The organism is Streptomyces sp. NA04227, from assembly GCF_013364195.1.
In the GTDB taxonomy this organism is placed as follows: domain Bacteria; phylum Actinomycetota; class Actinomycetes; order Streptomycetales; family Streptomycetaceae; genus Streptomyces.
In genome coordinates this window covers 22193-48402 of sequence record NZ_CP054918.1, presented here as the reverse complement: position 1 = coordinate 48402, position 26210 = coordinate 22193, and the positions used below count along the sequence as shown (strand labels likewise).

Annotated in this window: 19 protein-coding genes and 2 pseudogenes; 9 read left to right on the top strand and 12 right to left on the bottom strand. The window is 68.4% G+C overall.

Features of this window, described 5'->3' with window-relative positions:
• The first annotated feature begins 15 nt into the window (after positions 1 to 15).
• Together HUT18_RS00225 and HUT18_RS00220 are read left to right on the top strand one after the other, a co-directional pair.
• On the top strand, positions 16 to 600 hold the full coding sequence (locus tag HUT18_RS00225) for a GNAT family N-acetyltransferase (RefSeq protein ID WP_176096675.1): 585 nt from the start codon (positions 16 to 18) through the stop codon (positions 598 to 600).
• Between the two features lie 188 nt (positions 601 to 788).
• Positions 789 to 1610: an SDR family NAD(P)-dependent oxidoreductase gene (locus HUT18_RS00220; protein WP_176096673.1), complete on the top strand. Its 822-nt coding sequence runs from the start codon at positions 789 to 791 to the stop codon at positions 1608 to 1610.
• A 209-nt stretch (positions 1611 to 1819) separates the two neighbouring features.
• Here HUT18_RS00220 and HUT18_RS00215 read toward each other — a convergent pair whose 3' ends face one another.
• Positions 1820 to 2473, bottom strand: coding sequence for a uridine kinase (locus tag HUT18_RS00215; protein ID WP_254878357.1), 654 nt, complete (start codon positions 2471 to 2473; stop codon positions 1820 to 1822).
• 345 nt (positions 2474 to 2818) lie between these two features.
• Here HUT18_RS00215 and HUT18_RS00210 point away from each other — a divergent pair, with 345 nt between their 5' ends.
• Positions 2819 to 3226, top strand: a complete 408-nt coding sequence (locus tag HUT18_RS00210; RefSeq protein ID WP_254878356.1) for a hypothetical protein — start codon at positions 2819 to 2821, stop codon at positions 3224 to 3226.
• A 354-nt stretch (positions 3227 to 3580) separates the two neighbouring features.
• On the opposite strand, the gene HUT18_RS00205 is transcribed toward HUT18_RS00210, so the two are convergent.
• Positions 3581 to 4039, bottom strand: coding sequence for a helix-turn-helix domain-containing protein (locus HUT18_RS00205; protein ID WP_176096667.1), 459 nt, complete (start codon positions 4037 to 4039; stop codon positions 3581 to 3583).
• Positions 4040 to 4127: 88 nt separating this feature from the next.
• Between HUT18_RS00205 and HUT18_RS00200 the strand changes: the two genes are divergently transcribed.
• Both HUT18_RS00200 and HUT18_RS00195 read left to right on the top strand, forming a co-directional pair.
• Positions 4128 to 5387, top strand: coding sequence for an MFS transporter (locus HUT18_RS00200; RefSeq protein WP_176104201.1), 1260 nt, complete (start codon positions 4128 to 4130; stop codon positions 5385 to 5387).
• Between the two features lie 333 nt (positions 5388 to 5720).
• Positions 5721 to 6770 (top strand): PHB depolymerase family esterase, encoded by a 1050-nt coding sequence (locus HUT18_RS00195; RefSeq protein WP_176096665.1) that lies wholly within the window; start codon positions 5721 to 5723, stop codon positions 6768 to 6770.
• Positions 6771 to 6836: 66 nt separating this feature from the next.
• On the opposite strand, the gene HUT18_RS00190 is transcribed toward HUT18_RS00195, so the two are convergent.
• From HUT18_RS00190 to HUT18_RS00180, 3 genes and pseudogenes are all read right to left on the bottom strand, one after another.
• Positions 6837 to 7895 (bottom strand): helix-turn-helix transcriptional regulator, encoded by a 1059-nt coding sequence (locus HUT18_RS00190; RefSeq protein WP_254878355.1) that lies wholly within the window; start codon positions 7893 to 7895, stop codon positions 6837 to 6839.
• A gap of 113 nt (positions 7896 to 8008) precedes the next feature.
• Positions 8009 to 9211 carry a S1 family peptidase gene (locus tag HUT18_RS00185; RefSeq protein WP_176096664.1) on the bottom strand — a complete coding sequence of 401 codons (1203 nt, stop codon included), beginning with the start codon at positions 9209 to 9211 and terminating at the stop codon, positions 8009 to 8011.
• A gap of 933 nt (positions 9212 to 10144) precedes the next feature.
• A pseudogene (locus HUT18_RS00180) lies at positions 10145 to 10981 on the bottom strand (IS30 family transposase); the annotation flags it as partial.
• A gap of 1149 nt (positions 10982 to 12130) precedes the next feature.
• On the opposite strand from HUT18_RS00180, the gene HUT18_RS00175 reads away from it, so the two are divergent.
• Complete coding sequence (locus tag HUT18_RS00175; protein WP_176096662.1) at positions 12131 to 13618, top strand: FAD-dependent monooxygenase; 1488 nt, start codon at positions 12131 to 12133, stop codon at positions 13616 to 13618.
• Between the two features lie 1822 nt (positions 13619 to 15440).
• Positions 15441 to 16262, top strand: coding sequence for an AfsR/SARP family transcriptional regulator (locus HUT18_RS00170; protein WP_176096660.1), 822 nt, complete (start codon positions 15441 to 15443; stop codon positions 16260 to 16262).
• A gap of 824 nt (positions 16263 to 17086) precedes the next feature.
• On the opposite strand, the gene HUT18_RS34270 is transcribed toward HUT18_RS00170, so the two are convergent.
• The gene (locus tag HUT18_RS34270) at positions 17087 to 17281 is read right to left on the bottom strand and encodes a DUF6059 family protein (RefSeq protein ID WP_254878915.1); all 195 of its coding nucleotides are present in this window, start codon (positions 17279 to 17281) and stop codon (positions 17087 to 17089) included.
• Between the two features lie 305 nt (positions 17282 to 17586).
• Positions 17587 to 17999 (bottom strand): annotated as a pseudogene (locus tag HUT18_RS33435) (VOC family protein).
• A 432-nt stretch (positions 18000 to 18431) separates the two neighbouring features.
• Between HUT18_RS33435 and rph the strand changes: the two are divergent.
• Positions 18432 to 21053 carry a rifamycin-inactivating phosphotransferase gene (rph, locus tag HUT18_RS00165; RefSeq protein WP_176096658.1) on the top strand — a complete coding sequence of 874 codons (2622 nt, stop codon included), beginning with the start codon at positions 18432 to 18434 and terminating at the stop codon, positions 21051 to 21053.
• 35 nt (positions 21054 to 21088) lie between these two features.
• On the opposite strand, the gene HUT18_RS00160 is transcribed toward rph, so the two are convergent.
• Complete coding sequence (locus HUT18_RS00160) at positions 21089 to 21874, bottom strand: hypothetical protein (RefSeq protein WP_176096656.1); 786 nt, start codon at positions 21872 to 21874, stop codon at positions 21089 to 21091.
• 38 nt (positions 21875 to 21912) lie between these two features.
• Between HUT18_RS00160 and HUT18_RS34265 the strand changes: the two genes are divergently transcribed.
• Positions 21913 to 22782 (top strand): phage minor capsid protein, encoded by an 870-nt coding sequence (locus HUT18_RS34265; protein WP_368661496.1) that lies wholly within the window; start codon positions 21913 to 21915, stop codon positions 22780 to 22782.
• Between the two features lie 27 nt (positions 22783 to 22809).
• Here the strand turns inward: HUT18_RS34265 and HUT18_RS00155 are convergent, their stop codons facing one another.
• The 4 genes from HUT18_RS00155 to HUT18_RS00140 all read right to left on the bottom strand — a co-directional run bounded on the left by HUT18_RS00155 (position 22810) and on the right by HUT18_RS00140 (position 26202).
• Complete coding sequence (locus tag HUT18_RS00155; RefSeq protein WP_176096654.1) at positions 22810 to 23046, bottom strand: hypothetical protein; 237 nt, start codon at positions 23044 to 23046, stop codon at positions 22810 to 22812.
• A gap of 200 nt (positions 23047 to 23246) precedes the next feature.
• Complete coding sequence (locus HUT18_RS00150; RefSeq protein ID WP_176096652.1) at positions 23247 to 24290, bottom strand: LLM class flavin-dependent oxidoreductase; 1044 nt, start codon at positions 24288 to 24290, stop codon at positions 23247 to 23249.
• A 26-nt stretch (positions 24291 to 24316) separates the two neighbouring features.
• Entirely contained in the window at positions 24317 to 25510 is a 1194-nt protein-coding gene (locus HUT18_RS00145; protein WP_176096650.1) for an ABC transporter permease, read from the bottom strand.
• Positions 25507 to 26202, bottom strand: coding sequence for an ABC transporter ATP-binding protein (locus HUT18_RS00140; protein ID WP_176096649.1), 696 nt, complete (start codon positions 26200 to 26202; stop codon positions 25507 to 25509). Before HUT18_RS00140 ends, HUT18_RS00145 begins: the two co-directional genes overlap by 4 nt.
• Between the last annotated feature and the right edge of the window lie 8 nt (positions 26203 to 26210).

Sequence of the window (26210 nt, the reverse complement as noted above, 5' to 3'; positions counted from 1 at the left end):
CACAAGATGGTGCGCATGACTTTGGCCACCCCCACGCTGCACACCGCTCGCCTGCGACTGCGCCCCTTCACCGAAGCCGACGGGGACCCCCTGTTCGCGCTGCACAGCAGCGCCTACGTGATGCGCTATTGGGACTCCCCGCCATGGACCGAACGGGCCCGCGCCGACCGCTTCATCGCGATGTGCCGAACGATGGAGGATGAAGGGACCGGGGCGCGGGTGGCCATCGACCGCGCTTCTGACGGGGCCTTCGTCGGCTGGTGCGGTCTGACCGGATGGAACCCGGACTACCGCAGCGCGTCATTGGGCTACGTCCTCGACGAGGCGATGTGGGGCCACGGCTACGCGACGGAGGCGGCACACGCCGTGCTGCAGTGGGCCTTCGACACACTGGACCTGAATCGAGTTCAGGCCGAGACGGATACGCGCAACGTGGCGTCCGCCCGGGTTCTGGAGAAGGTCGGCTTCGTACGTGAAGGGACGCTGCGGGAAGACTGCGTCGTGAACGGCGAAGTATCCGACTCGTGGGTGTTCGGATTGCTCAGGCGGGAGTGGCAGCCGTCGGCCGTGCCGACGCCAGCCCGCGAAGAGCGGCGTTAGTCCGTTTCCGGTAGAGACCGGGTCCGGGTTCGGTTCCTGCCAGTGCGACTTCGGCCGTTGTCCGTTCCCCGGCCGTCGTCCCGAAGCTGTCAGCGGGTCGGGAGTTGGGGCGGACACCAAGTTGGAAGTGCTGTTGGCTACGATCAAGGGCTCCGAGCGGTGTCGCAGTGGCAGGAGGCTGAACAGGCATGGCGGAGCAGCGAGTTGTCATCGTGACCGGTGGGGGTACGGGCATCGGGGCCGCATGCGTCCGGCTGTTGAGGGAGGCCGGGCACCAGGTGGTTGTCTCCGGGCGGCGGCCCGAGCCGTTGCGGCGTCTGGCGGAGGAGACCGGAGCGCTGGCCCACCCGTCCGACGTCGGTGACCCGGATGCCGCTGTCGGCCTTGTCGACGCGGCTCTGACGTCGTTCGGTCGACTCGACGGGCTCGTCCTCAACGCGGGCATCGGCCGTAGTGGTGCGGTGGGGGATCTGTCGCTCAAGGATTGGGAGGATGTGATGCGAACGAACGTCACCGGTCCTCTTCTGCTCCTCCGTGCGGCGATCCCTCACCTGCTCAAGACGCGTGGAACGGTTGTCGCCGTGGCTTCGGTGTCCGCCCTGCGCAATGGCGCGAGCAATGCCGCGTACGCGACGTCCAAGGCAGCCATGTTGCAACTGTGCCGCTCCCTGGCCGTCGACTACGGACGGCAGGGGCTGCGTGCCAACATCGTGTGCCCGGGCTGGGTGCGCACCGAGATGGCCGACCGGAGGATGACGCGCTTCGCCGCAGAGGCTGGACTGGGGGACAGCGGCACGGAGGCCGCCTACGAGGAGGCGACCCGGCCTTTGCCTCTGGGGCGTCCGGGTGAGCCGCGCGAGGTGGCGGAGGCGATCAGCTGGTTGCTTTCCCCCGCCGCCTCGTATGTCAACGGCGCGGTCCTGACCGTCGACGGCGGGGCGACGGCACTCGACCCCGGCACCCTTGCCTTCGACTTTCGCATCGAACCCCGGGGCGACGAAGAACGGTGACAGCAGTCCAGGTGCACCAACTCGCCGTCGAGGCACGCGAGAACGGCCTCTTCGCAGCGCAGAAGCACTCCTGACCTGGTCACTCATCACCGTGATGACCTGGCGGCTCACCCGCAAACAGCCTCAGTGGACCAGCCCAGTGGACGAAGACGAAGGGCTCCGACGATCTGAGCCGAGGGCACCGGGAGCAGGCGGCTCACTCGCTCACGTCACAGTGTCACAACCCGCGGACGCTCAAAGACCGAGTTGTCGATGACAACGTCCATCATCGGCAAGGGGTCGACTTCCTGAAGGTAGATGCGCTCAGCCACCAAGTATCTGTTGCGGTGGATCGACTCCGCTTCGGATCCTGCCCAGTCCTGGTCACGCTCGGCACCTCGCTGGACAGACAGCTCCGCGTCCACCTGCAGCCAGACGCGGAAGTCCCAGAACTCATTGATCTCGGGGCGGAAGGCGAAGACACCATCCACGATCAGCACCGCGTCCGCATCGAGTGACGTCACTTCGGACGAGTGATCTCGCTGAGTCAATGGGTCGATGCTGCACAGGGCGCAGGATGTCGCGTGAGATGACCGGCAGGGATCCAGGAGCAGGCGCTTGACCGCTTCGTAGTCGTACGCGTTGCGGTAGTACCCCTCACCAGTCTCTCGGTCATAGAGATGCCTGTCCCTCCACGGCTTCTTGAAGTCGTCGAGAGTCGCCCGGAGCACCGGCCGCCCCGCAGCACTGATGCGCTCGGCCAGTTCATGTCCGAAGCTCGTCTTCCCGGCAGCGGTGAAGCCGTCGATCCTCACGAGCAGGCGGTTCTGACCGAGAGCGAGGACCCTCTTGGCCAGCTGCTCTATCAGCAGGCTGCGCTCCACGGAGACCGCTGGAGGACACGGCTGCCGCCAGGACGAGGCCGAATGATGCACGTCCGCCTGTGGTGATCTCATGCAAGCGAACCTATCGGTTGGTCAAACGGCCAGGAAGATGACCCATCACGCACCCACTCCACTGAAGCGTGTGGGTCGAGGGCATCCCCGCCCTGGCCGCCCTGGCGTTCCGCCAGCCAGCTACCCGGCGCCGAACGCGAACGTGATCGTTCGAGCCGTCACCTATCGCTGTGGCACCTTGACTGAGATCCTGAGGTCGTGGCCGGGGGGAGCACGCACCATCATGACGACTCGTCAGCGCAAGGGACGCGCCTGCGAGTTGAGGTCGAACGGTTGCTGGAGGAAGCGGAGCGTCGAGTGCGCGGCGCCCATCTACGAGTGCGCTTCTGGTCGACCGTCGACGTCGCGCTCGGCTTCCCGGCGGCGGTACTCGCCGGCATCTCCGGAGCTGCTGGGCTGGCGTCGGCGGATGCCCGTGTCCCCGCGGCGTTGCTGGCCCTGGTCTCCGCCGGGTTCTCGGCAGGGGCCAACTTTCTGCGCAGTGACGTGAGGCGCGCAGCCAACAGGGAAAGCCGACGGGCATGGGGTGAGGTGGAAGCCGGATCCCGCCTGCTTCTGGCGCAGGAAACGTATCTGGATCGGGAAGCCGTCCAGGAATCGCTCCGGAGCTTGTTCGACAGTCGCAGAGCAGCCATGGCAATCCACAGGGGAGACGCTCAGTCCGGGTCGGCCACCCAGTGACTCGGCCGCAGTAACACGGCATCCCTCACGCCGGGGTGTGGGCGGGAAGCGTCTGTCCGCGGCCTTCCCCCGCAAGCGGCCGGGTGAGGTTCTTGAGGAAGCCGAGCGGCAGCTTTCCGCCCGGTTGGAAGGCACTGCCGCTGCGCCCAGGGCGCAGCGCCCGCACGGTCCGTGCCTAGTACGAACGTCTCGGCCGCCTCACGGAAGTCACCTCCGATTGCGCATCCGTGAGGGCAGGCAGCGGCTGTCACGCGGTGGCTGGCTGCGGCTGCGGCTTCTGTGCTGCCGCCTCCTTTGGCGGGCGTGTGGGCGGCGGGGTGTCTGCGAGGTCTGAAGGTGGCGGGGGTCTGCTTTCTATCGGGTCTTCTGCACGTGGGTGGTGTCGGTGTCGAGGAGGGTGCCGTCGGCGCCGGCCGGCGCGAATTCCGGCACAGGGGTGCCGTGCTGGTCGACGAGGACGGAATGGGTCTCGCCGGGGGCGAAGGCGTGGCGTTCTCCCCACTGCCGCAGGGTGAGGATGACGGGGAAGAGGGCGCGGCCGGCGTTGGTGAGCGCGTACTCCTGGCGGCGGCCCGATGGTGCGGTGCGCTGGGCGAGGAGTCCGTGAGCGGTGAGCTTGCGGAGGCGGTCGGTGAGGATGTTGCGGGCGATGCCGGTGCGTCGCTGGAACTCGGTGAACGAGCGTGCCCCGTCCATCGCGTCGCGGATGACGAGAAGGCTCCACCGGTCGCCGACGAGGTCGAGCGTGCGGGCGACGGGGCAGTCGGGGTCGGTCCAGTCGGGGTCCGGGGCGCTCGTGGTGGTGCGCGGCATGACACCTCCCAATGAGTTGCGGATTGAAACCATCATGCCGTACGGTCCGAATCGGTTGCAAATTGCTACTGATTGGGGTTGGGGTGCGATGGACGCATGGCGGCGGTTGTTGCTCGCGGTGGTGTGCGGTGTCGCTGTGGCGAGCATCTATGCCGCGCAGCCGGTACTGGGGCCGATGGGGTGCGATCTCGGTGTGCCGGCGGAACTCACGGGGTGGATCGTCGCGACCGGCCAGTTCGGCTATCTGGCAGGGCTGGTGCTGCTGGTGCCGCTCGGTGATGTGGTCGACAGGCGCCGGCTCATCGCCGTGCACCTGGTGGTCACCGCAGGGGGCATGATCCTGACGGCCTCGGCGCCGGCCGCATGGGTGGCGTTCGCGGGGCTCGCGACGGCCGGGGTGTTCGCGGTCGTGGTGCAGACCACGGTGGCCTACGCCGCATCGGTTTCGCCGCCCGCCGAACGCGGACGGAACATCGGCGTTGTGACCTCGGGTGTGGTGGTCGGCATCCTGGGCGCGCGGGCCGTCACCGGCGCACTCGCCCAGGTGTGGGGCTGGCGAAGCGTCTATGCGGTGCTCGCCGTGCTGTCACTCGCGCTCGCAGCCCTCGTCCTCGCCGTACTGCCGTCAGAGGAGCGCGCCAACCCGCCTGCGGGATACAGGCAGGTCGTCGTCTCACTCGGCGGACTGTTCGGGCAGCGCATCTTCCTGACGCGCGGGCTCATCGCGTTCTTCTTGTTCGCATCGTTCGGAACCCTGTGGAGCGGACTGTCCCTGCCGCTGGCGGACCCGCCGTGGCAGCTGGGCGAGAGTGAGATCGGACTGTTCGGCATCGCCGGTCTTGCCGGAGCACTGGGCGCGGCACGCGCGGGACGGTGGGCGGATGCGGGACGGGCGGCACCGGTCACCGGTCTCGCGCTCACCCTGCTCCTCCTCTCGTGGGCAGCGATCGCGCAGCTGCCGTGGTCACTGTGGCTCCCCCTCGCCGGAATCGTGGTTCTCGACTTCGCCGTCCAGGCGGTGCACGTGAACAACCAGCACCTGCTCACCGCCGCGCACCCGGATCGCGTCAGCAGCGTCATCGGCGGCTACATGGTCTTCTACTCGCTCGGCTCCGCCCTCGGCGCGGCCGCAACCACCGCTGTTTTCACCGCCCACGGCTGGGCGGGCTCCAGTCTCCTCGGGGCCGCATTCGCGGCCTGCGCGCTGGCCGTCTGGGCGACCGACAGGCGACAGTCCCGGGACAGTGCGAACCCTCGATCCGGAACAACGGGCGCGTACCCGGCGCAGGAGGAAACGCAAGGCACTGGCCAAACCGAAAGAGTGCTGACCAAGCCGAACGAGTGCTGACCAAGCCGGACAAGTGATGCGGTGACATCACTTCCGACGGCTTCGACCGGCCGAACTCGCCCCTGGAGTGAGCGTCGACGACGTGCGCGCCGCCACGGCTGCCGAGCTGCTCGTTCCAGCGCATCTGGAGAGGCCAACCGGCGACTGGCTACCGGAGGTTGACGGGTATCGCAACCTACGCGGGAGGCACATCGCACCCTGCTGGGTGTGGTGCTCCGTGCCATACCGTCGCGCGCTGAGCCGCCCCTACGGTGCCTGGCACCGGGGAACTCCCGCTGATCCGCGCACAGGGAGCGCCCCGATGCCCTTCCACATGACACCGAAGGAGCCGTTATGCAGTCGCCCCCCGTCCACCCGCTGTCGCGTCTTGCGGGGCGCTCCCAGCGCGGGAAACTGTCCCGCTTCGCAGCCGTCGTGGCCCTTGTCCTGGCAGGGGCCACGCACAGCCCGGCGCAGGCCACGGACGCTGCAGTCGGCCTGACGAAGGTCACCAACTTCGGCGACAACCCGGGCCAGTTGAACATGTACGTGTACCAGCCCGACTCCCTGCCCGCGAACCCGCCGGTGGTGTTCGCGCTGCACGGGTGCACGCAGGACGCACAGACCTACGCCGACAACTCGGGTCTGCCCGAACTCGCCGATCGCAACGGCTTCTTGCTCGTGTTCGCGGAGACCACGTCCACGAACAACCTGAACAAGTGCTTCAACTGGTTCCAGCCCAGTGACACCAGCAGGGGCCAGGGCGAGGCCGCCTCGGTCCAGCAGATGGCCGCTCACACCGTCTCCGCCTACGGTGCGGACGCCCAGCGGACCTACGTCACCGGCCTGTCCGCCGGCGGCGCCATGACCTCGGTCATGCTCGCCACATACCCCGACGTCTTCAAGGCCGGAGCGGTCGTCGCCGGTCTGCCCTACGGCTGCGCCAAGAACGTCGCCAGTGCGTACATGTGCATGAACCCCGGAACCGACAAGACTCCGGAACAGTGGGCGCAGCAGGTCCGTGCCGCCAACCCCTCATGGACCGGTGCATGGCCACGCGTCGCCATCTGGCACGGCGACAACGACACCACCGTCGCCCCGCGCAACGCCGACGAACTGCGCGACCAGTGGACCGCGTTGCACGGTCTGTCCCAGACACCGGGCCGCACCTCGACAATCGGCCCGAACGCCACCAAGCACGAGGAGTACCTGGCAGCGGACGGCTCGACGGCGATCGAGGTGAACCGGGTCCCGGGCATCGGGCACGGCACCCCGGTCGATCGGGGAAGCGGTGGCGAGCAGTGCGGCAGCACCAATGCCGCCTACTTCCTGGACTCGATCTGCTCCAGCCACTGGATCACGCAGTTCTTCGGCCTGGGAGGGTCCGGCGTGACGGCGCGTTGATAGCTACGTAGGAGAGCGAGTCGCCGTACACCGGTCTCAATCGGTTCGCGGCTTCGCCCACCACTTCTACTTCGGCCACTCCCAGGCCATGCCGTACACGCCGGGGGTGCACTTGGCCGGGTGCAGATGGGCCGTGTGCGAGGGGTCGATCGCCACCCGGGCGGTGTGCTCCCGCTTGGTGTCGGTGCGCCGACGGTAGAACTTGAGGCAACTCACCGGCAGGGCTGCGGCATCGAAGCACACGTGCAACAGGTAGTCGCGCAGACTCATACGGATGCGGCGTTCGTACGAGGCGCTGGGTATCGGGCCCGAAGGGACCCTCATGTCGTAACGGATCACCGCCGTGTCGCCGCGCAGCAGGTGGCGTCCGAGCAGGATGTCGGCGACCACGCAGCGCAGCCCCTCGTCCTTGCGGACCGGACCGAGCGCGCCGCACTGCACGGTGATGCTCACATCAGGCGGGACGCCTTCGTCCACCTGGTGCACGAGGGTGAGCCGGTCCGGACCGTCGCGCAGCGCGCGCAGGACCTGGGTCACGGAGACCCGCCGCACGCTTCGGTCGGGGCCCACCCACACGGTCTCGTGGATGGACAGCGCAGTGATGTCCCGGTTGAAGTGCTCGAAGGCCGGGCCGAGGGCGCGCTCCACCGTCGACCCGGGTGGGAAGACGCGTCGGGAGACCGACAGGTCCTGCACGGCAGTCCGTGACCTGCCTCGTGGGCGCTGCGGCTGGAGGAGGTTCACGAGACTGCCGGGCGCGACGGCCAGGATGTTCTCCAGTTCCCGTACCGCACGCAGTGACTGCGGCCGTTCCGGGAAGCTGCGGCCGCGCTGCCAGTGGCTGAGCGTGGCCGGGCTGACCGAGATGCCGCAGGCGGCCAGCCGGTCGCACACCCGTTGCAGCGGAAGCCCCCGTCGGCGCAGTGCCTCGCGCAGGGCGCTGGCAAAGGTGAGTGCGGGGGCCGGTGTCAGAGCCGAGGGGGCGACGGCCGGGCCCGGCGGCTCGTCCCGGGGAGAAGGGGGCGTGCCGGTGCGGTCGCCGACCACGCCCGGCGGTGGGCTGGACGGTGTCGTGGCCGTGTGCGGCGGGGGTGGCACACCGGGGTCGGCGGCGGCTCGCAGCATGGCACCTCCCCGTGGGGCTGATCGAGGGGCAAGTGTACGAGGGTGGTCCAACCGCTGCCGGTGAACCACCCTCGCTCATGCGCGCAGCAAGGCTAGGAGGCCGTCTGCCGTGGTCAGTTGGTGTTCAGGGTGAGCCCGTAGTATCTCAGTGCGTCGTCGAGGGGCTGGAAGTAGGACGAACCCTCGCCGTAGACGCCGTTGCACTGCTGACCGGTCGGGCCGCCGGACGTCATGCCCTGGCCCTGGTTGCCGGAGATGTAGGCGCCGCCGCTGTCACCGCCCTCGGTGCACACCGAGGAGGTGGCAAGGCCGGTGACGTAGGTGCGCGCGCCGGTGTTCGGGTTGGTGTAGGTGACGGAGACGTTGTAGGAACCGACCGAGCCGCACGTCCAGCCCGTGGTCGAGCCCGACTTGCAGACGGTGGCGCCACGCGTGGCTCGCTGGCTGCCCTTGACCGCCACCGGGCTGCCGTTGCCCCACGTGCCGACCGAAGTGGCGATCGCGTCCCCGGAGTCCACCCTGGCGGTGCCCATGTCGACGCTGTTGTAGCCCTCGCGGAAGCGCGAACGCTCGCCCACGGCGAAGCGGTCGCCGTCGAGGTAAAGGCCCGGCTTGCTCTCCACGCAGTGGCCGGCCGAGACGAGGTGCTGGTACCCCTGCGAGTCCCGGGCCCCGAAGCCGACCGAGCACCAGCTACGGGAGTCGTTGTTCAGGTTCATGCGGCTGCCGGGGTAGACCGTGGCCTGCGGTTCGTACTCGGTCTTGTCCTTGACCACCCGCACTGCGCTGCCGTACTTCGCGGCAGCCGCGAGGAACGAACGCGCGCTCGCGGTCTTGCTGTCGGCGACCGTCACGGTGACCGTGTCCTTCTCGACGTCCACCGCCCAGGAGGTCACGCCGGCAGGCACACGCTTGGCGGCCCGCGCGTCGAGCGCGGCCTTGATCCGGTTGAGCTGGGCCTCGCCGCGGGCGGGTATGCGCGCAGTCAGGCCCGCGTCCTCGGCGTCCTCGGCGGCCTGTGCGTTCGCGGCGTTGACGACGAGGCGGCCCTTGTGGTCAAAGAACGCACCGTCCGTGCGTACACCCTTGTCCTGGATGAGTCCGAGCGTCTTCTGCAGAGCGGCCTGTCGGTCCAGCCGCGCGACCGCGGCCGACTCGCTGACGCCGAGGGAGTCGGCCAGTGCCTCGACCATCTGGGGCTGGTAACTCCCGGCCGGCGCCTCGGCGGTGACGGCCTGGGCTCCCGTAACTCCAGTCGCTGTCAGGGCCGCGGCAGCGACCGCCGTGGCGAAGAACTGTCTGCGCGACAGTGCCATCGTGCTTCCTTTCGAAGGCAGGGCAGACCTGACCCAGGCATGACAAAGCTGCGCATGCTGAGATGGCGGGTACCGGCGTGTGACGTGACCGATTTCCAGCTCTGAGGTCCGGCGGCGCCGAGGTGGGGAGCGCCTGCAGCAGGACTGTGTCCCGTGCGCCCCACTGCCGACAAGACTCGGACGAGACCCAACTTTCTACAGAATTCCGGAGGACTGTAAAAAGCCGAAAGGGGTCGTGGGGTCGTCCCATTATCTTTTTCGCGGCCGCAACGGGATTGCTCGCCTCTGGGCCTGGCATGGCTGTTGCCCCGTGTCCCGCCGTCGCGGACCTATGCCTGAGTACACGCCGCTGCCCCGGGGCGTCCCGGCTCCGGACTGCCGGTCGTTCTCGGTATGCCGGGCAAGGTGGCCGACTTCCTCCGCGCCGCCGAGCTGGAGCCTGCCGAGCACGCCACACTCGACCAGGGCATGACAGTACGGCGCGGCCAGGGCTGCTCCCTGTGAGTCACCGTCGGCTCCCGCGATCCACCGACGCCCAGTCGAACGCCGCCGATCCTGACTTGGCCCTCGCCCAACTACCGGCACGAGAGGGCTTCTTGCCGCTGTGCAGCCTGAAACGACAACAGCGCATCCCGACGCAACAGTCGAAGCCGATCGGAGGGAATCGCGGAAGGCGTGCTCAGGGCCGTGTGCGGCATCCTCAAAGTAGAGTCTGCGCATGAGTGTTGAAGTCACGCTGCTTCCCGCGACCGTTCCGGCTCGGTTCCACCAGGACGACGTGGATCGGGTCCGGAGCTTCTCGGACCGATCCGATCGGCGCTTTGAGTACTCTCTTTCCGCCAGCGGCGCCCTGATTATCTGGCGTCAGGACGATCGGGAACCGTTGCCCGAGGGGCGGTTTCTAGGGGTCGTCGCAACACGTGGTCGTGTTGATCAGGCCGCGAGCAGTTTATGCAGGCGCTCGGCTGGGGTTTCCCAGCCGAGCGTTTTGCGTGGGCGGCCGTTGAGTTCGGCGGCGACCGCGTTCAGGTGCTCGTGGGTGTGGACCGAGAGGTCGGTGCCTTTGGGGAAGTACTGGCGAAGCAGGCCGTTGGTGTTCTCGTTGGAGCCGCGCTGCCAGGGACTGGCGGGGTCGCAGAAGTAGACCGGGACGTCGGTGGCGATGCTGAAGCTCTTATGGGTGGCCATCTCGGCGCCTTGGTCCCAGGTGAGCGAGCGGACCAGATGCCTGGGCAGTGTCCGGACGGTGTCCACCAGCGCGTCCCGGACGAGTTCGGCGCTGCGGCCGCCTGGCAGGTGCAGGAGCATCACGTAGCGGGTGGCGCGTTCGACGAGGGTGCCGATGGCCGAGGCACCGTCCTTGCCGATGATCAAGTCGCCTTCCCAGTGGCCGGGCACTGCCCGCTCCTCGGCCTCGGCAGGACGTTCACTGATCATGACCATGGGGTCCCGGAAGCGGGGCTGCCGGCTGCGGGTCTGCCGTTGGGGCTTGCGGCGGGTGCGCCCCGAGCGCAGTGCGCGGACCAGCTCACGGCGCAGTTCCCCTCGGCCCTGGACGTAGAGAGCCTGGTAGACCGTCTCGTGGACCACATGCATCTCCGGCCGGTCGGGAAACTGTGCCTTCAGAGCGTGGCATATCTGTTCCGGGCTCCACCGGCGGTCCAGGCCGGCCTGGACGAAGTCTCGCAGCTCAGGACTCTGGTGGATCTTCCGCGGCTTGGGGCGGGGGCGGCGGCTGTCCGCGCGAGCCTGCGCGGCGTAGGGCCGATAGTTGTCGGCGTACACGTGAACGTCCTCACCCGCGTACGGATGAACGCGGCCAGTTCCTGATGTGCTGAGTCGGGCTGCTGGGCACTCTGCTGCGTAGTCAGTGTGCGGCGGCAGGGGGTGGTCGGTTGTTCTGCCGCACCGCACACACCTGCCACCGGCTCCCCCAGCATCTCGGAGTCGTCCGAGTCCCCCGTACGCGCTCCTTGCCCGTGCGCGTACGGTCTGGGCCTCGCTCTCGTCGTGACCGTCGGGCATAGCGCTCAAGAGGGGCTGTGGGCCTGCTGGAAGAACGCTCGCACCCCCGTTGCGCCCGGCCGCGCCAACCGGACGGCGGGCCTGCAACCACCGCCGTGCCACAGCACTGTTGGCGCACAGCCCGCAGGCGGCAGACGGCCCGGCCACGGCGGGCGGCACAGCCCGCCGCAAGGACTGCTCCACCGCCCCTCAACCGAAAGAACAGCATGTGACATGCATCCTGATGACGCCGCATCACGCACTCGGGCACCGCCTTGCCCCACACACCCCACCCGCCCGCACCCGCACCACACCCCCGGGTAAGACCCGTGGAGCCGCAGGCCCGCGAAAGCAAACCAGCACACCACAAAAGCGCCAACAGGCAGGCGGCGGCAGCAACGGGCAAGGGCAAGTCGGGGCCGCAGACCGGTGGGGTGAGCGTGCGGTGGCGGACACGATCAAAGGGTGTGCCGGGGCTGTCGCGCCGTAGGGATCGGGGCAGCGCACCCCTGGCTCGCGGGCCACGCACGAGAACCCCGGGCCCGCGGGCCACGCATGGAGAAAGAGCCGCGGACCGTCCCGACGGACGAGACGGACGAGACGGACGGGACGGGCAGGCGGGCGGGGCCGTATGCCGTGTCCGGTGCGGGCCCCGGCCCCCCGGGAGTGCGCCAACAGGCACACAACCGAGCCCCCTTCCCGGCGGAACGGGACGAGGCGGCGCCCCGCCGTCGTCCGCGCGGTGCTGCGGCCTGGGGCTGTGTGGGCCGCGTGCCGTGGCCAGCCCGCGTGCCGTGGCCGGCCCGCCACGGGCAGTTCCACCAAGGTGCCCAGCCAGTCGTCAACAACGCAAACGCCCGGCCCCGCAAGGCGAGATGACCGGTATGCCGGCGCGTACGAGGAGAGGACCCCCTGATGGACCACACACTGGACGCGGACGTCATCGTCATCGGAGCCGGGCCCACCGGCCTGATGCTGGCCGGAGAACTGCGCCTTGGCCGCGCGAGCGTCATCGTCGCCGAACAACTCACAAAGCCCACCGGCCAGTCACGCGCGCTGGGCTTCACCGCCCGCACCCTGGAAACCTTCGACCAGCGCGGCCTCACCCCCCGCTTCGGCGGCCTGGAAACCAGCGCCATGGGCCACTTCGGCAGCGTCCCCTTCGACTACACCATCCTCGAAGGCGCCCACTTCGGCGCCCGCGGCATCCCCCAGTCCACCACCGAAGCCATCCTTGAACAGTGGGCCCTGGAACTGGGCGCCGACATCCGCCGCGGCCACACCTTCACCGCACTCGACCAGGCGGACGACCACGTCACCGTCACCCTCACCACCCCCGACGGAACCCCACGACACTTACGCGCACGCTTCGTCGTCGGCGCCGACGGCGCCCGCAGCCCCGTCCGCAAAGCCGCCCGCATCGACTTCCCCGGCACCGGCGGAACCCAGCTGATGTACCTGGCCGACGTCGCCGACAGCGGCGTACGCCTGCGCCCGCTGGGCGAACGCCTGCCCGGCGGCCTGGTCCAGGTCTTCCCCATGCCCGAAGGCATCGCCCGCATCATCCTGTCCGTCCACGGCACCCACCCCACCCCCGACAGCGACACCCCCCACTACACCGACGTCGCCCGCGCCTGGCACCAGGTCACCGGCGAAGACATCTCCCACGGCAACGCCCTGTGGGTCAGCTCCTTCACCGACGCCACCCGCCAAGCCACCCACTACCGCAACCACCGCGTCCTGCTCGCCGGCGACGCCGCACACATCCACCTGCCCGCCGGCGGCCAGGGCATGAGCACCGGCATCCAGGACGCCGTCAACCTCGGCTGGAAACTCGCCGCCACCGTCCAACACCGCGCCCCCCACCACCTCCTGGACACCTACCACAGCGAACGCCACCCCGTCGGCGCCCGCCTGCTGTCCAACACCCGCGCCCAGGGCATGGCCCTCTTCGGCGGCGACGAAACCCAAGCCCTCCGCGACCTCTACACCGAACTCATCGCCCTCGACGACGTCAAACGCCACCTCGCCGGCGCCGTCAGCCACCTCGACATCCACTACGACATGGGCGAAAACGCCCACCCCCTGGCCGGACACCGCCTCCCCCCACACACCCTGACCACCCTCACCGGCCCCCAACACACCCCCGACCTCCTCCACCACGCCCAAGGCCTCTTCCTCGACCTCACCGACAACCACGAACTCCGCACCACCCTCACCGGCTGGAAAGACCGCATCACCACCCACACCGGCACCCCCACCACCCCCGGCCCCCTCGACAACCTCACCGCCCTCCTCATCCGCCCCGACGGATACATCGCCTGGGCAACCGAAACAGACGACAACCCCACCACCCTCACCCACGCCCTCCACCACTGGTTCGGCAACCCCACCACCCCATAAACCCACCCACACCCCCCACTCACGCCCACGCCCACGCCCACGCACACGCACACGCACACACCTGCGACTGCGACTGCGACTGCGACTGCGACTGCGACTGCCCGCCCAACCACCCGCGAACAAACGGGAGAAGAGCAGCCCGGCAGGCGACACCACGCCCCGCACCGCCCGCCACAAGCAGCACCCGCCCCCCACACCGCCAGAGAGCGAAGGCAGAGGCACGGCTCCTCGCGGTCGCCGTCGCCCACACGGCAGAGGCAGAACAGGAGGCGAGCAGCAGGCGGCGAAGACGGGCGCGCCGGCGCCGGCTTCCACCCGCTCCAGCACACGGGAGCCGACAAGCACCCAAGCAGGGGCCAGAGCGAGAACACGGAGCAGAGACGGGGGCAGGAGTCCAGGGGCAGAAGCGGGAGCCGGAGCAGGGCCGAGAGCGAGAGCACGGAGCAGAGACGGGGGCAGGAGTCCGGGCAGAAGCGGGAGCCGGAGCAGGGCCGAGAGCGGGAGCCGGAGCAGAGGCGGGGGCGGGAGCGGGAGCGGGAGCGGCGCTACGGGACCGGGACCGGCCGGGACACACAACCCCTGCCGGACAGGACCCCTCGCAGAGGAACTCCCCCCACCACCCGCAGCAGCCCGCGAAACCAACGGCCCTGCGGGAAAACCAGCGCGAAGCCAACGGGAACTCGTACGAGGCCTACAGGAACTGGCACGAGGTCAACAACAGCCGGTGCGAGACCTGCGAGGGCTGGGGCGGGGGCTGCGGGTGCGGGGCGGGGTGCGGGGCGGGGTGCGGGGTGCGGGGTGCCGCACCAGGCAAGCGCCACCGCCGCCCCCGCCACCCGTACACCCCCACACACAACCGGCGAGGCCCCTGCCTCAGCCCGACGCCCGGAACACCACGCGGCTACGGGACAAGCCACCGCACACCAACAGGCCGTGCGCGGTGAGGAGTTGGCACCAAACGGCGCGGCAGCCACGGCACAAGGACTGCCCACCGAAGACCACACACCGGACAGCAAAACACCACCACCACGCGCACCCACGGCAAGGGACCGGGAGGCAACCGTGACGAGCCGAAAACGAAAGAACACACCGGACACCCGATGCCGCCACACACCGACGCACCACCGCACACCGAACCCCTCCACAAGACACGGGACTCAAGGCACAACACACAGGCACCCAGACGCCCGGCACCCGGCCCCGGAACCCGACAGCTCGGCAGCTCGGCGCACGGCCACAGCAGCTCCGCGCAGAACGGCTCGACGCAGGGGCGGCTCGACGCAGGGGCGGCTCGACGCAGGGGCGGCTCCGCGCAGGGGCGGCTCCGCGCAGGACGGCTCGATGCAGAACGGCTCGGCACAGGGGCGGCTCCGCGCAGGACGGCTCGATACAGAACGGCTCGGCGCAGAACGGCTCGATACAGAACGGCTCGGCACAGGGGCGGCTCCGCGCAGGACGGCTCGGCGCAGAACGGCTCGGCGCAGGGCGGCTCGATGCAGGGCGGCTCGGCGAGGGAGAGCTCGGCGGGGTGGGCTTGGGGAGGGGGTTTGAGGGGCGCAACGTCCCTGCGTACCGCGCCAGTTCACAGGGCCTGGCGCCAGCGGTGCACGGGTGCTGTCACGGGGTGGTTGCGGGCCCTTGCGGAAGATCGTCACCGGCAGGCCGCTAGAGGAATACTGGAATTCCCCTCGCAACATCATCCACAAAAACTTCAGAGACTCTCGTAATCGATCAGCGAAAACTACACAAGAATCGCTGGGCAGACACTATCTAATACTCGAAAGTTCCCTGAACCGAGGGCACCGAAAACTACGGGGGAAGCATGCACATAAAGGTACTGGGTGCACTGAATGCCGAAGTAAACGGAACCTCGATCGTCCCGACCGCCAGCAAACCCCGCCAGGTCCTGGCCCTGCTCGCCCTCCACTGCGGCCAAATCGTCCCCGTCTCCACCCTCATGGAAGAAATCTGGGGCACCGACCTGCCGCCCAGCTCACTGACCACCCTGCAGACCTACATCCTCCAACTGCGCCGCATGCTCCGCACCGCCATGGGACCCGAAACACCCAACGCCGCCAAAGACGTCCTGGCCACCCGCTACGGCGGCTACCTCCTGCAACGACCCGCCGAAACCGTCGACGTCTACCGCTTCGAACACCTCGCCGGCCAAGGCCAACGCGCCTTCGAAAACGGCGAAGACACCCACGCCGCCACCCTCCTGCACGACGCACTCGACCTCTGGGAAGGCCCCGCACTCGTCGACGTCCGCACCGGCCCCGTCCTCCAGATCGAAGTCATGCGCCTCGAACAATGCCGCCTCATCGCCCGCGAACGCCGCATCGACGCCGAACTCCGCCTGGGCCGCCACGTCGAACTCATCGCCGAACTCAGCGACCTCATCGCCCGCCACCCCCAACACGAAGGACTCCACTCCCAAGCCATGGTCGCCCTCTACCGCTCAGGCCGCCAAGCAAGCGCCCTCAGCCTCTACCGCCGCCTACGCCAACGCCTCATCGACGAACTCGGCGTCGAACCCTCCCCCCAACTCCAACGCATGCACCAAGCCATGCTCAACGTCGACCCCCGCCTCGACATCACCGCCAACCCCCACCGCACCTCCACCTTCGACCTCTACGCCGCCTAACCCCCCCACACCGGAAACACACCGACACCCCCACACCCCCACACCCCCACACCCCGGCAGGGAACACCACCAACCCCGCACGGAACACACCACCGACACGGAGACACCCCCGGACGCGGAGACACCCCCGGACGCGGGAACACCGCCACCTCACGCCGGGGCACCGCCAGACGCATCGGATACCGCGGGACGCCGCCAGGACAACCGGTCTCCTTCATGTTCGTGCCGGACCGGGGTCACACACCCGGCCCGGCACGAACACGAAAAGAAGCACGGCAGACAGCACAGGCCGCACAGGAACAGCACCGAGGCAACACCCCGGCACCCCACAACAGGAAAAGACACCCACGCCCCGCCCGCGCCCCTCGCCGGTGAAACCCCCACCGAGCAGGACAAGTCCCCGTTCATGGCCCATCTGCCCCACGCGGTACACAGACTTGACCCCGCAGCAACACAAACCAACCACCACAGCCACTCACAGCCACTCACAGCCACTCACAGCCACTCACAGCCAAACAGCCGACAACCCAACCACCCCTCCCCCACACCAACTCAGCACCCCCCCACACACACCCACGCGCGCCCCACACAACAACCACAAACACAACAACAAACACAGAAAGCCACAACCAGAGAACCACAACCAGAGAGCCAGAAACGGAGCCAGAACCGGGAGGCCAGAACCAGGGAGGCGGGGCCGAGAGGCGGGGCCGAGAGGCGGAGCCGGGGAGCCAGAACTGGAGAAGCCAGGACCGGGAGGCGGGGCCGGGAAGCCAGAACTGGAGAAGCCAGAACCAGGAGGCCGAGAACTGGGAAGGGCTCTGCTACCACCTCAACTCCCGTGCCAACGCACGCTCCACAGACGACAACACCTCCCCCGCACACACCCGCTCCGGATGACCCACACCAACCCCAAGCTCAGCCCCCACCCCAGCCCCGCGACCAGCACCAGATCCCACTCCGGCATCGGCACCAGGTCCCACTCCGGACGTGGTCGTATCCGCCGCCCCCGGGGCCACCCCGACCCGCAACAACCCGTACACCGCCAACGCCCGATACACCCCACCCCACACCCCGCGCACACCCCACACCGTGGCCCTCCCCTCTCCCGGCCACCCCGGCAGCGACCGACCCCGCCACCCTCAACCCCACCAGAAGAGAACCACCACACAACCACTCAAGCCCCACACCACCCAACAACACACAACCGCCAAAACCCGCCGCAGAGGCGGGGATACCACCCTCCACCGCGGCCAGGGCGCCGCCCCTCACCGCGGCCACACCCACCGAAGCAAAGGCTTCGCCGCTCTCCTAAGCGCAGTGTTCAGGAGAAGTCGGCGGCGGCGATGCCCTCGGGGTGTCCGGGCGGCCACTCAACCAACTCGATCCGGTAGCCATCCGGGTCGGTGAGCCACGACGTCCTCGGGCCACAAGGGCCGCCCGGGTACTGAACAGGCCCCGGCTCCAAGCCGGCGCCGGCCAGCCGCTGAAGGATGGCGGCCAGTGTGTCCACCTGGATCGCGAGATGGCCGAACCACTGCCCACCTCCACACGTCCGCCGACGAAACGGTGAACCAGCTCGAGCGAGGCCGCCGTTTCACCAGGGAACTCGAGGAGCACGAGACAACTCCCCTCGCCACCCTCGACCCTGCCCAACCCGCTGTAACCCAAAGCGGTATAGAAAACGAGCGAACGGTCCAGATCAGTGACGCGGTAGCCGACGAAAAGCGTCGTCACGCCCCCTCCCCGCACCGACGGATCTGGTAACGCAAGTCAAGGAGAGATCCGAAGAGCGAAACTCACCACGGCCGACAAGACACCGCACGCAAGCCGCACAACGTGGACAACTACCTTCAACAGCAGCGCGACGCCATGGATCGCCGCCTCATGGGGCCGCGGACAGGCTGCTTCTGGGCCGCGGACAGGCCACTCAGCGAGAGGCCTGTCGGTGGTCGGCTCCCTGGACAGCAAAAGACGAATGGCAAGGAGAACTCTCCTTGCCATTCTCAACGTATAGCGCACTGGGGGGCTTGCCACAAGACCCCCAGTACGGCGCAGAATCGTCCGCCGATGCCACAACCTGCGGAAACGAGGCCTGACCTTGCGAGTGTTGTTGTCGATGTTCGGGGGACGCGGTGACGTCGAGCGAGCGGTGGGACAGGTAGCGCGATGAACGACCTGTACGTGTTGGACCTTCTTGAGGTTGACGAGACGCAGGGCGCGGTCGTCGGCGGCAAGGCCGCGCACCTGGGCGGTCTTTCACGGACCGAGGGCATCCGCGTCCCGGACGGCTTTTGCGTGACGACGGACGCCTTCCGGCAGATTTTCACAAAAGCGCCGTCGGTCGACGAACTGCTCGACCGGCTGTCACGCGTCAGCCCGGACGACCGGGAGGCAATCCGCACCCTGAGCGCGCAGATCCGCGCGGCCATCGAAGGAACCCCCATCCCCGACGATCTTGCGGCGGCGATCACCCGCGCCCTCGCACGGGGCGGCGAGCAAGCCGCCTACGCCGTCCGGTCCAGCGCCACGGCCGAGGACCTGCCGACGGCCTCCTTCGCCGGCCAGCAGGACACCTACCTGAACATCGTGGGGACCGCAGCGATCCTCCAGCACGTCAGCCGGTGCTGGGCCTCACTGTTCACCGAGCGGGCCGTGACCTACCGCCACCGAAACAGCATCGACCACCGTACGGTCCACATGGCCGTTTTCGTGCAACAGATGGTCTTCCCTCACGCGTCCGGCATCCTGTTCACCGCCGACCCCGTCACCGGCAACCGGAAAACCGCCACCGTGGACGCCGGCTTCGGTCTCGGCGAAGCCCTGGTCAGTGGCCTGGTGAACCCGGATGCCTTCACGGTACGAGACGGCAAGATCATCGCCAAGACGATCGCCACCAAACAGCGGGCCCTGCACGCCGCACCCGCCGGCGGTACCCAAGAAGTGGCCATCGACGCACAGCAGCAGGAGCAGCCAGCGCTGACGGACGCGCAGGCGGTGCGGCTCGTGCAACTCGGGCGACGGATCGAAACACACTTCGGCCGCCCCCAGGACATCGAATGGTGCCTTACCGACGACGACTTTTACATCGTCCAGAGCCGCCCGATCACGACACTGTTCCCCATCCCCGTTCCCAACCCGGGGACCGGCAACCACGAGAATCACGTCTACGTCTCCGTAGGTCACCAGCAGATGATGACCGACCCCATGAAGCCCCTGGGTTCCTCCATGTGGCAGCTGACGGCCATGGCACCGATGCACGAAGCCGGCGGGAGACTGTTCGTCGACGTCACCCGGCGTCTGGCCTCCCCGGCGAGCCGCGCCGCCCTCCTGGACCTCATGGGCCGAGGCGACCCCCTGGTCAGAGACGCCCTGGAAACCGTCCTCGACCGCGACGACTTCATCCCCTCACTACCCGACGCCACTCCCGGCGGTGCACCCACCGCCGCCGCGCCCGCCCCGATCGAGACCGACCCGGCCCTCGTCACTGAACTGATCGACCGCAGCCAAGCGTCCCTCACCGCGCTGGAGCGCGACATCCGTACAAAGAGCGGACCGGTGCTGTTCGACTTCCTTCTCGAGGCCTTCGAGGAGCACAAACGAGTCCTCGGTGATCCCCTCAGCATTCAAGTGATCATGGCAGGGATGGAAGCCACCTGGTGGCTCAACGACAAGCTGCACGCATGGCTGGGCGAGAAGAATGCGGCCGACACGCTCACCCTGTCCGCCCCCCACAACGTCACCTCCGAAATGGGACTCGCGCTGCTCGACGTCGCAGACGTGATCCGCCCCCTGCCCGAGGTGGTCGCGTTCCTGCAAGGCATCGAGCACACCGACGACGACGCCTTCCTGGACGAGCTGGCCAAGCGCGCAGGCGGGACGAAGGCGCGCGACGCCATCGAGGCTTACCTCCACAAGTACGGCATGCGCTGCGTCGCAGAGATCGACATCACCAGGCCACGCTGGCGCGAGCGCCCCACCACACTCGTCCCCGTCATCCTCGACAACGTAAGGAACTTCGAGCCGGGCGCCGCCCAGCAGCGCTTCGAACAAGGACGGCAAAAAGCACAGCAGAAGGAACATGACGTCCTGTCACGCCTGCGGGCCCTGCCGGACGGGGACCGCAAGGCCGACGAGACCAAGCGGATGATCGACCGTGTCCGCACCTTCATCGGATACCGGGAGTACCCGAAGTACGGCATCATCAGCCGCTACTTCCTCTACAAGCAGGCCCTCCTTCAGGAGGCCGAGCGCCTCACCCAGGCAGACGTACTCTCCGAGAAGGAAGACATCTTCTACCTCACCTTCCAGGAACTCCACGACGCCGCACGCTCGCACCATCCGGTCGACGACCAGCTCATCCAGCAGCGCAAGGACGCGTTCCGCTCCTATCAGGCGCTCACACCGCCCCGCGTACTCACCTCTGACGGCGAGGCGCTGACCGGGAAGTACCACCGCGACGACGTACCGGCCGGCGCCCTGACCGGCCTGCCCGTCTCCACCGGAACCGTCGAAGGAAGAGCCCGCGTCATCCTCGACATGACCCAGGCCGACCTCGAACCCGGCGACATCCTGGTCACCGCCCACACAGACCCCAGCTGGTCACCCCTATTCGTCGGAATCACCGCCCTGGTCACGGAAGTCGGCGGCCTCATGACCCACGGCGCAGTGATCGCCCGGGAATACGGACTCCCCGCCGTCGTGGGCGTGGAGCAGGCCACCCGGCTGATCAAGGACGGGCAACGCATCCGCGTACACGGAACCGACGGATACGTCGAAATCCTGCCCTGACCAGGGAAGCCGCTCTTCCGCCCCCTACCCCTCCCCTACTCCTGAGCGCCCCCGCCGCCCCCGCCGCCCGCGCCACTCGCACCCTCCGGCAGGGGCTGTGCCGGAGGGACCGCCTCCTCATCGCGGGACACGGCCAGAGCCCGAGCCTCCGCCTCCCGCAACGCCCCCTCGATCTCGGCGAGTTCACACACATCCGGATCGTCCCCCTCGGGCCGCACCACCGGCACCCCGTGCGCCTCGGCCGTGGCCATCAGAGCCGCGACGATGTCCGGCCGGACAAGCTGAAGCAACACCGGATACACGCTCGCCGCGCATTCCTTGGACCGGCCGAACCTGCCCTTGTACACAATCGTGCCCGGGACCAGGACATCCAGGTACTGCTCCGAACCCTCGGCGTTCTCCATGATCCGAAAGAGCAGCGTGGTCAGCCCCTCGGCCAGCTTGCCCAACGCCCAGTTCTTGCCCGGCACCAGCAGCAAAGCATCGCGGATCGCGTCGAAGGACGAGTCGATGGCGTCCTTGGCCAGGGACCGGCCGCCACCGCGCATCCTGATCTCGGTGACCTTCTCCCACTCGACCTCCGTACCGTCGAAGCCGACCGACTGCGGTGAAAGGTGGATCGCACCGAGCCCGTCGAGCAACTTCAGCGGGCGAGCAGCAAGCGCCGGCACCAACGGGTGCGCGCTGAGCAGCACCCCCAGCGAAATCTTCCACGGCTCCCGCACGGGCACCTCCGGCGCCGGTACCCGATCCAGTGCTTCCAGGAGCCAGTCACCGCCCTCGGCCGCCCGGGCCCGGCCCGCGTCCCCGGCCCGCCCCACCGCGGCACGTCCTGCGGTGAGTGTGCGACCAGTGGCAGATGCCGCCTGACCCAGCGCATCACGCGCTTGCCGAATTCGTCCCCACTCCGCCATTCCGCCCCCGTTTTCCTACGCGCGGCAGACCCCTTGCTCGCGCAACACTCAGATTATCGATACGAGTTGACCGTCCGCGCCGTCGACTTCCGGCAGGCGTCGCCGTCTTCACCGGCGCATGGGCCCATCCGCGAAGGCGAGTCACCGACCCACACGGTGCGGCGCGCGCTCGTGTTGGCGTACAACCGCGGCAGGCAAGCGCCGTTGCCGACATGGGCGCCCTGGAAATCGGCCGTGAAGTCGTCGTCCGCCGCACCCTGCCCAACTCGCCTGCCGTGGACCGGCTCGTGGCATCCATCGATGGCGCAGGACACCCGGCCGCTGACTCAGCGGATCACACACGTGGTCGTGGACACCTACCGGTCCACCGTGGCCCGCGTGTCCGACGGTGTCCTCTTCGGCGGACACGCGGGCCACCAGGCGTCACAACGGGCACTCGACCAGTTCGCATACGAGGCATCAACGGGTTCGTGGACAAGGCAGGCCGGAACTGGGACATGGCTGCGTATGCGGAGATGGCCGTCCGTTCGGTGACCGCGCGCGCAGCGATTGAAGGGCACATCGATGCCCTCGCCAAGATCCGGGGAGGGCTGGTCATCGTCTCTCTAATGCGCCCCTGGCGTGCGAACTGTGCGAACACTGGGAAGGCGAGGCGCTCGGCCTCGCCGCACACCCGGACCTCCGCCGCAAATCTGCTCGGGAGCAGATTACTGCTGCTCTTTAGGCACCGGACCTACAGTGAGAGGCTCGAGTGCCTTACCTTCCTCCAGAAGACCTTACAGCGAGGAATTAACGCCTATTTGGGCTGGAAATAGACTCGACACCATCCCTCACCAAGCTCATCAATGCTCCGGCCTCTCGGGATCATAAGGATCAGGGAAATACTCCTGCACCGAGGCGTAATGCGGCGGAGTGAACTGGGCATTGTGCCCTTCCGCAGCCCGTTCGGCATCCTCTGCCCTGTCGTAGACGGTGCCGAGTGGGGCATCGCCTTCTTGCGGGCAACGCACTTCCCAGGTGGTTCCGTGAGCTCCACTGCGACTTTCTGCTTGCGCTTTCTGCTCGTGAGGCTTCGCCATGATTGACCCGTCCTTCCTGTGCTCCCGTGATCGCAGTTGGGTAGTTGACCGCCCCATACTTTGTTGACTACTTAATCACCTCATAGCCACTGTGTTTTGCGCAATCGGCCATAGGTGGCAGTACGGGGCCAATCTTCATCGACCTATCGCATCGAGATTTCCCCACAACCCGACTTGCTGCGATTCGTGAATCCCACCTTTCAGGCTAAGACGGGCGCCTCGTACGGGCAACTCAAAACGACCCCGACAGCAGCGACTATTTCTGCGCCAGCCGGGCCATGCCTGCCTCGATAAGCCGTCCTCTTGCCCCCGGTACCCGCCGCACGGCGATCGCGGGATGGTCCCGCACGGGAGAACACATGAAGGTGCACAGCAAAAGGTGCACAGCAACCCGCTGCTGCTTTCGCCGACGCTCGCGCCAATGCGTCGGCCGCTGAGCATCGTCCCTGCCGATCGAGGAGGGTGGACGGTGGTGCGGGGCCGCCATGACCGTGGCTGCACAGCATCAGGGCAACAGCCGCGCGAACTCGGCCATTTCCGGTACCACGTAGGTGGAGCAGGCGGTCGACGGCCGCGGCCTCCTCCTGGGGCAGGGCCGCGCGGAAGGCCGAGTCCTCCACTGCGAGGATCAGTGCGCTCACCGCGATGTGCCCCATCGCGTCCTTGACGGCATCGCCGTACCGGTCCTCGCCGTCGGCGAGGAGGTACAAGGAGGAGACGAGGTACGAATGCGTCTTCTCGCTGTTGCCCGCGGCCTGTGCCGCAGCCCGGCGGGCCTGGCCGAGCGTGGACCAGGCCGCGGGGGCGTGCAGCGCGAAGGAGATAATTCCTGTCCCCAGGCGGCCGGCGACGGCGGCGCCTTTCGGCCCGAATGCAGCCACGACGAACTCCACCGGGTCCTCGGTGTTGACGCAGCCGCCGACGTGCAGGAAGCGCACCCCGCTGGTCCGGGTTCCCTCGCGGTAGTCCGTCTCACAGCCGGCGGTGAGATCCTGCAGGACGGCCGTGAACGACTCCAGCTCGACCATTTTCGTAGGCCGCAAGCCCAGCGTGCGGCGTGCGGTGTTGCCGGTGCCGACCCCGCAGATGACGCGGCCGGGGGCGAGGGCGTTGAGACTGCTGAGCGCCGCCGCCGCAGCGGGGGCAGAGCGCAGCGCCGGTGAGGTGACCGCGATACCGAGTTTGATCCGGCTGGTGGACTTGGCGCAGAGCGCCAGGCTGACGAACGGATCAGCATGGACCATCGGCGTGTCGAACGGCAGCGTTTCCGTCAGGCTGAGCGCAGAGCGTCCGTCGGGGATGCCCTGGCTGCGCGCAGGGCCGGGTAGATCCCGGCGATCGCGGCCACCAGGACGGAGACGAGTGGGCCGGCGACGATCGTGTAGAAGGGGATGGAGGCTGGCCACCCCTGGGCGAGGGCGTAGCCGTAGACGGTGAGGCTGCCCGCGATCAGCCCGCCGATACCGCCGATGAACCCCATCAGCACGGCTTCCAGCAGGAATTGAACGGCGATCTGCCCCCCTCTGGCGCCCAGGGCGCGGCGCAGCCCAATCTCGCCGCGGCGTTCCATCACGCCTACCACCATGGTGTTGGCGATGCCGACGCCGCCCACGAGCAGGGCGACTGCGGCGAGGGAGAGGACAAGCCCGGTGAGCGCGCCCTTTGTCTCGCTCCGTGCCGTGAGCAGGTCGGAGGGTCGGCTGACGGCGACCATGCTCGGGCTGGCCGGGTTCGCGGTGGCTCCGGCCACGGTCTGAACGTTGGGAACACGTTCAGGGTAGGCCCGCAGGTAGATGGTGGCGGCGGTGCCGTCCGCGCCGAGATGGGCGGTGGCCTGGGGCCAGCCGACCAGGGCGGCGGTGCCGAGTTCGGGGGCCAGCTCGTTCGGCGCCAGGATTCCCGTGACGATGTACGACTGTCCGCCCAGCCAGACCCGTTCGCCCGGCGCGGTCACACCGAGGCGCTGTGCGGCCTGGTCGCCGAGCACGGTGACGGGGAGGTTCTCGCCGGCTTTGTCCAGCCACTTTCCGCTGAGCAGGGTGGCGTGCAGGACGTCGAGCAGGTTCAGCCGGGCGGCGAGCACGGTGATGCTGCCGGTCTGCTGCCTGGGTACCAGGTCGTTGCGGTAGACCTCGGCCTTGGTGGCTCCGGTCGCGGTGACCTGCTGTACGGGGGCGATGTTGGCGAGCATCTTCTCAGCCGTGCGCGGCAGCGGTACGGGTTGCTGGTCGGGACCCTTTCCGGGCGCGACGGTGATCAGGTTGGAGCCGAGCTGGTCCAGGCGGGCCAGCAAGTGCGCCTGGTTGGACGAGGAGATCCCGGTCACGGCGATGACGGCGGCGATGCCCAGACAGATACCGAGGGCCGACAGGGCGGAGCGCATCTTGCGCGTGCGCGGGCCGATCATGCCGAGGCGCAGCAGGTCGGTCGGGCGCAGCCGGGTGCGGCGCAGGGGGGATGTCATGGGGCGGCTCCTGCGGGGCGCGGGCTGCGTTCGTCGAAGTCGATCCGGCCGTCGTGGATGCCGATGCGCCTGGGGAGGGACGTGGCGAGGTCGCGGTCGTGGGTGATGACAACGACGGTGGTGCCGCCCGCGTTCAGGGCGCGCAGAAGGTCGACGACGGCTGCGCCGGAGGCGCTGTCGAGCGCCCCGGTGGGTTCGTCGGCGAGCAGGAGCGCCGGGCGGCCGACGAGGGCGCGGGCGATCGCGACGCGCTGCTTCTCCCCGCCGGAGAGCTGGTCGGGGTGGTGACCGAGGCGGTGTCCGAGGCCCACCTTGTGCAGGGCTTCGACGGCCGCGTCGCGCCGCCGTGCGGCGGAGGCGCCGCTGTAGAGGAGGCCGGTGGCGACGTTCTCGACCGTGGTGAGTCCGCAGAGGAGGAAGAACTGCTGGAAGACGAAGCCGATCCGGTGCGCACGCAGAGCGGCCAGTTCTGCGTCGGAGAGGTCGGACAGCTCGCGTCCTTCGAAGCGCAACTGCCCGGCGGTGGGCCGGTCCAGCGATCCGAGGAGGGCGAGGAGGGTGGATTTACCCGAGCCCGAGGGGCCGACCACGGCGAGGAGTTCACCGGCTTCGACGGTGAGGTCGATGCCGTGCAGAATGCGCAGCGGGGGTGACCCCGGGTACTCCTTGGTGATGCCGGCGAGCTCCAGCACGGGTGTTC

Bases quoted from the DNA above. Each gene is read 5' to 3' on its own strand.
- HUT18_RS34265 (WP_368661496.1), top strand. From the start codon at position 21,913: ATGCCGCCTGACCCAGCGCATCACGCGCTTGCCGAATTCGTCCCCACT.
- HUT18_RS00220 (WP_176096673.1), top strand. From the start codon at position 789: ATGGCGGAGCAGCGAGTTGTCATCGTGACCGGTGGGGGTACGGGCATC.
- HUT18_RS00170 (WP_176096660.1), top strand. From the start codon at position 15,441: ATGCACATAAAGGTACTGGGTGCACTGAATGCCGAAGTAAACGGAACC.
- rph (WP_176096658.1), top strand. From the start codon at position 18,432: ATGAACGACCTGTACGTGTTGGACCTTCTTGAGGTTGACGAGACGCAG.
- HUT18_RS00190 (WP_254878355.1), bottom strand. From the start codon at position 7,895: ATGCTGCGAGCCGCCGCCGACCCCGGTGTGCCACCCCCGCCGCACACG.
- HUT18_RS00195 (WP_176096665.1), top strand. From the start codon at position 5,721: ATGCAGTCGCCCCCCGTCCACCCGCTGTCGCGTCTTGCGGGGCGCTCC.
- HUT18_RS00175 (WP_176096662.1), top strand. From the start codon at position 12,131: ATGGACCACACACTGGACGCGGACGTCATCGTCATCGGAGCCGGGCCC.
- HUT18_RS00150 (WP_176096652.1), bottom strand. From the start codon at position 24,290: ATGGTCCATGCTGATCCGTTCGTCAGCCTGGCGCTCTGCGCCAAGTCC.
- HUT18_RS00145 (WP_176096650.1), bottom strand. From the start codon at position 25,510: ATGACATCCCCCCTGCGCCGCACCCGGCTGCGCCCGACCGACCTGCTG.
- HUT18_RS00155 (WP_176096654.1), bottom strand. From the start codon at position 23,046: ATGGCGAAGCCTCACGAGCAGAAAGCGCAAGCAGAAAGTCGCAGTGGA.
- HUT18_RS00225 (WP_176096675.1), top strand. From the start codon at position 16: ATGACTTTGGCCACCCCCACGCTGCACACCGCTCGCCTGCGACTGCGC.
- HUT18_RS00205 (WP_176096667.1), bottom strand. From the start codon at position 4,039: ATGCCGCGCACCACCACGAGCGCCCCGGACCCCGACTGGACCGACCCC.
- HUT18_RS00185 (WP_176096664.1), bottom strand. From the start codon at position 9,211: ATGGCACTGTCGCGCAGACAGTTCTTCGCCACGGCGGTCGCTGCCGCG.
- HUT18_RS00200 (WP_176104201.1), top strand. From the start codon at position 4,128: ATGGACGCATGGCGGCGGTTGTTGCTCGCGGTGGTGTGCGGTGTCGCT.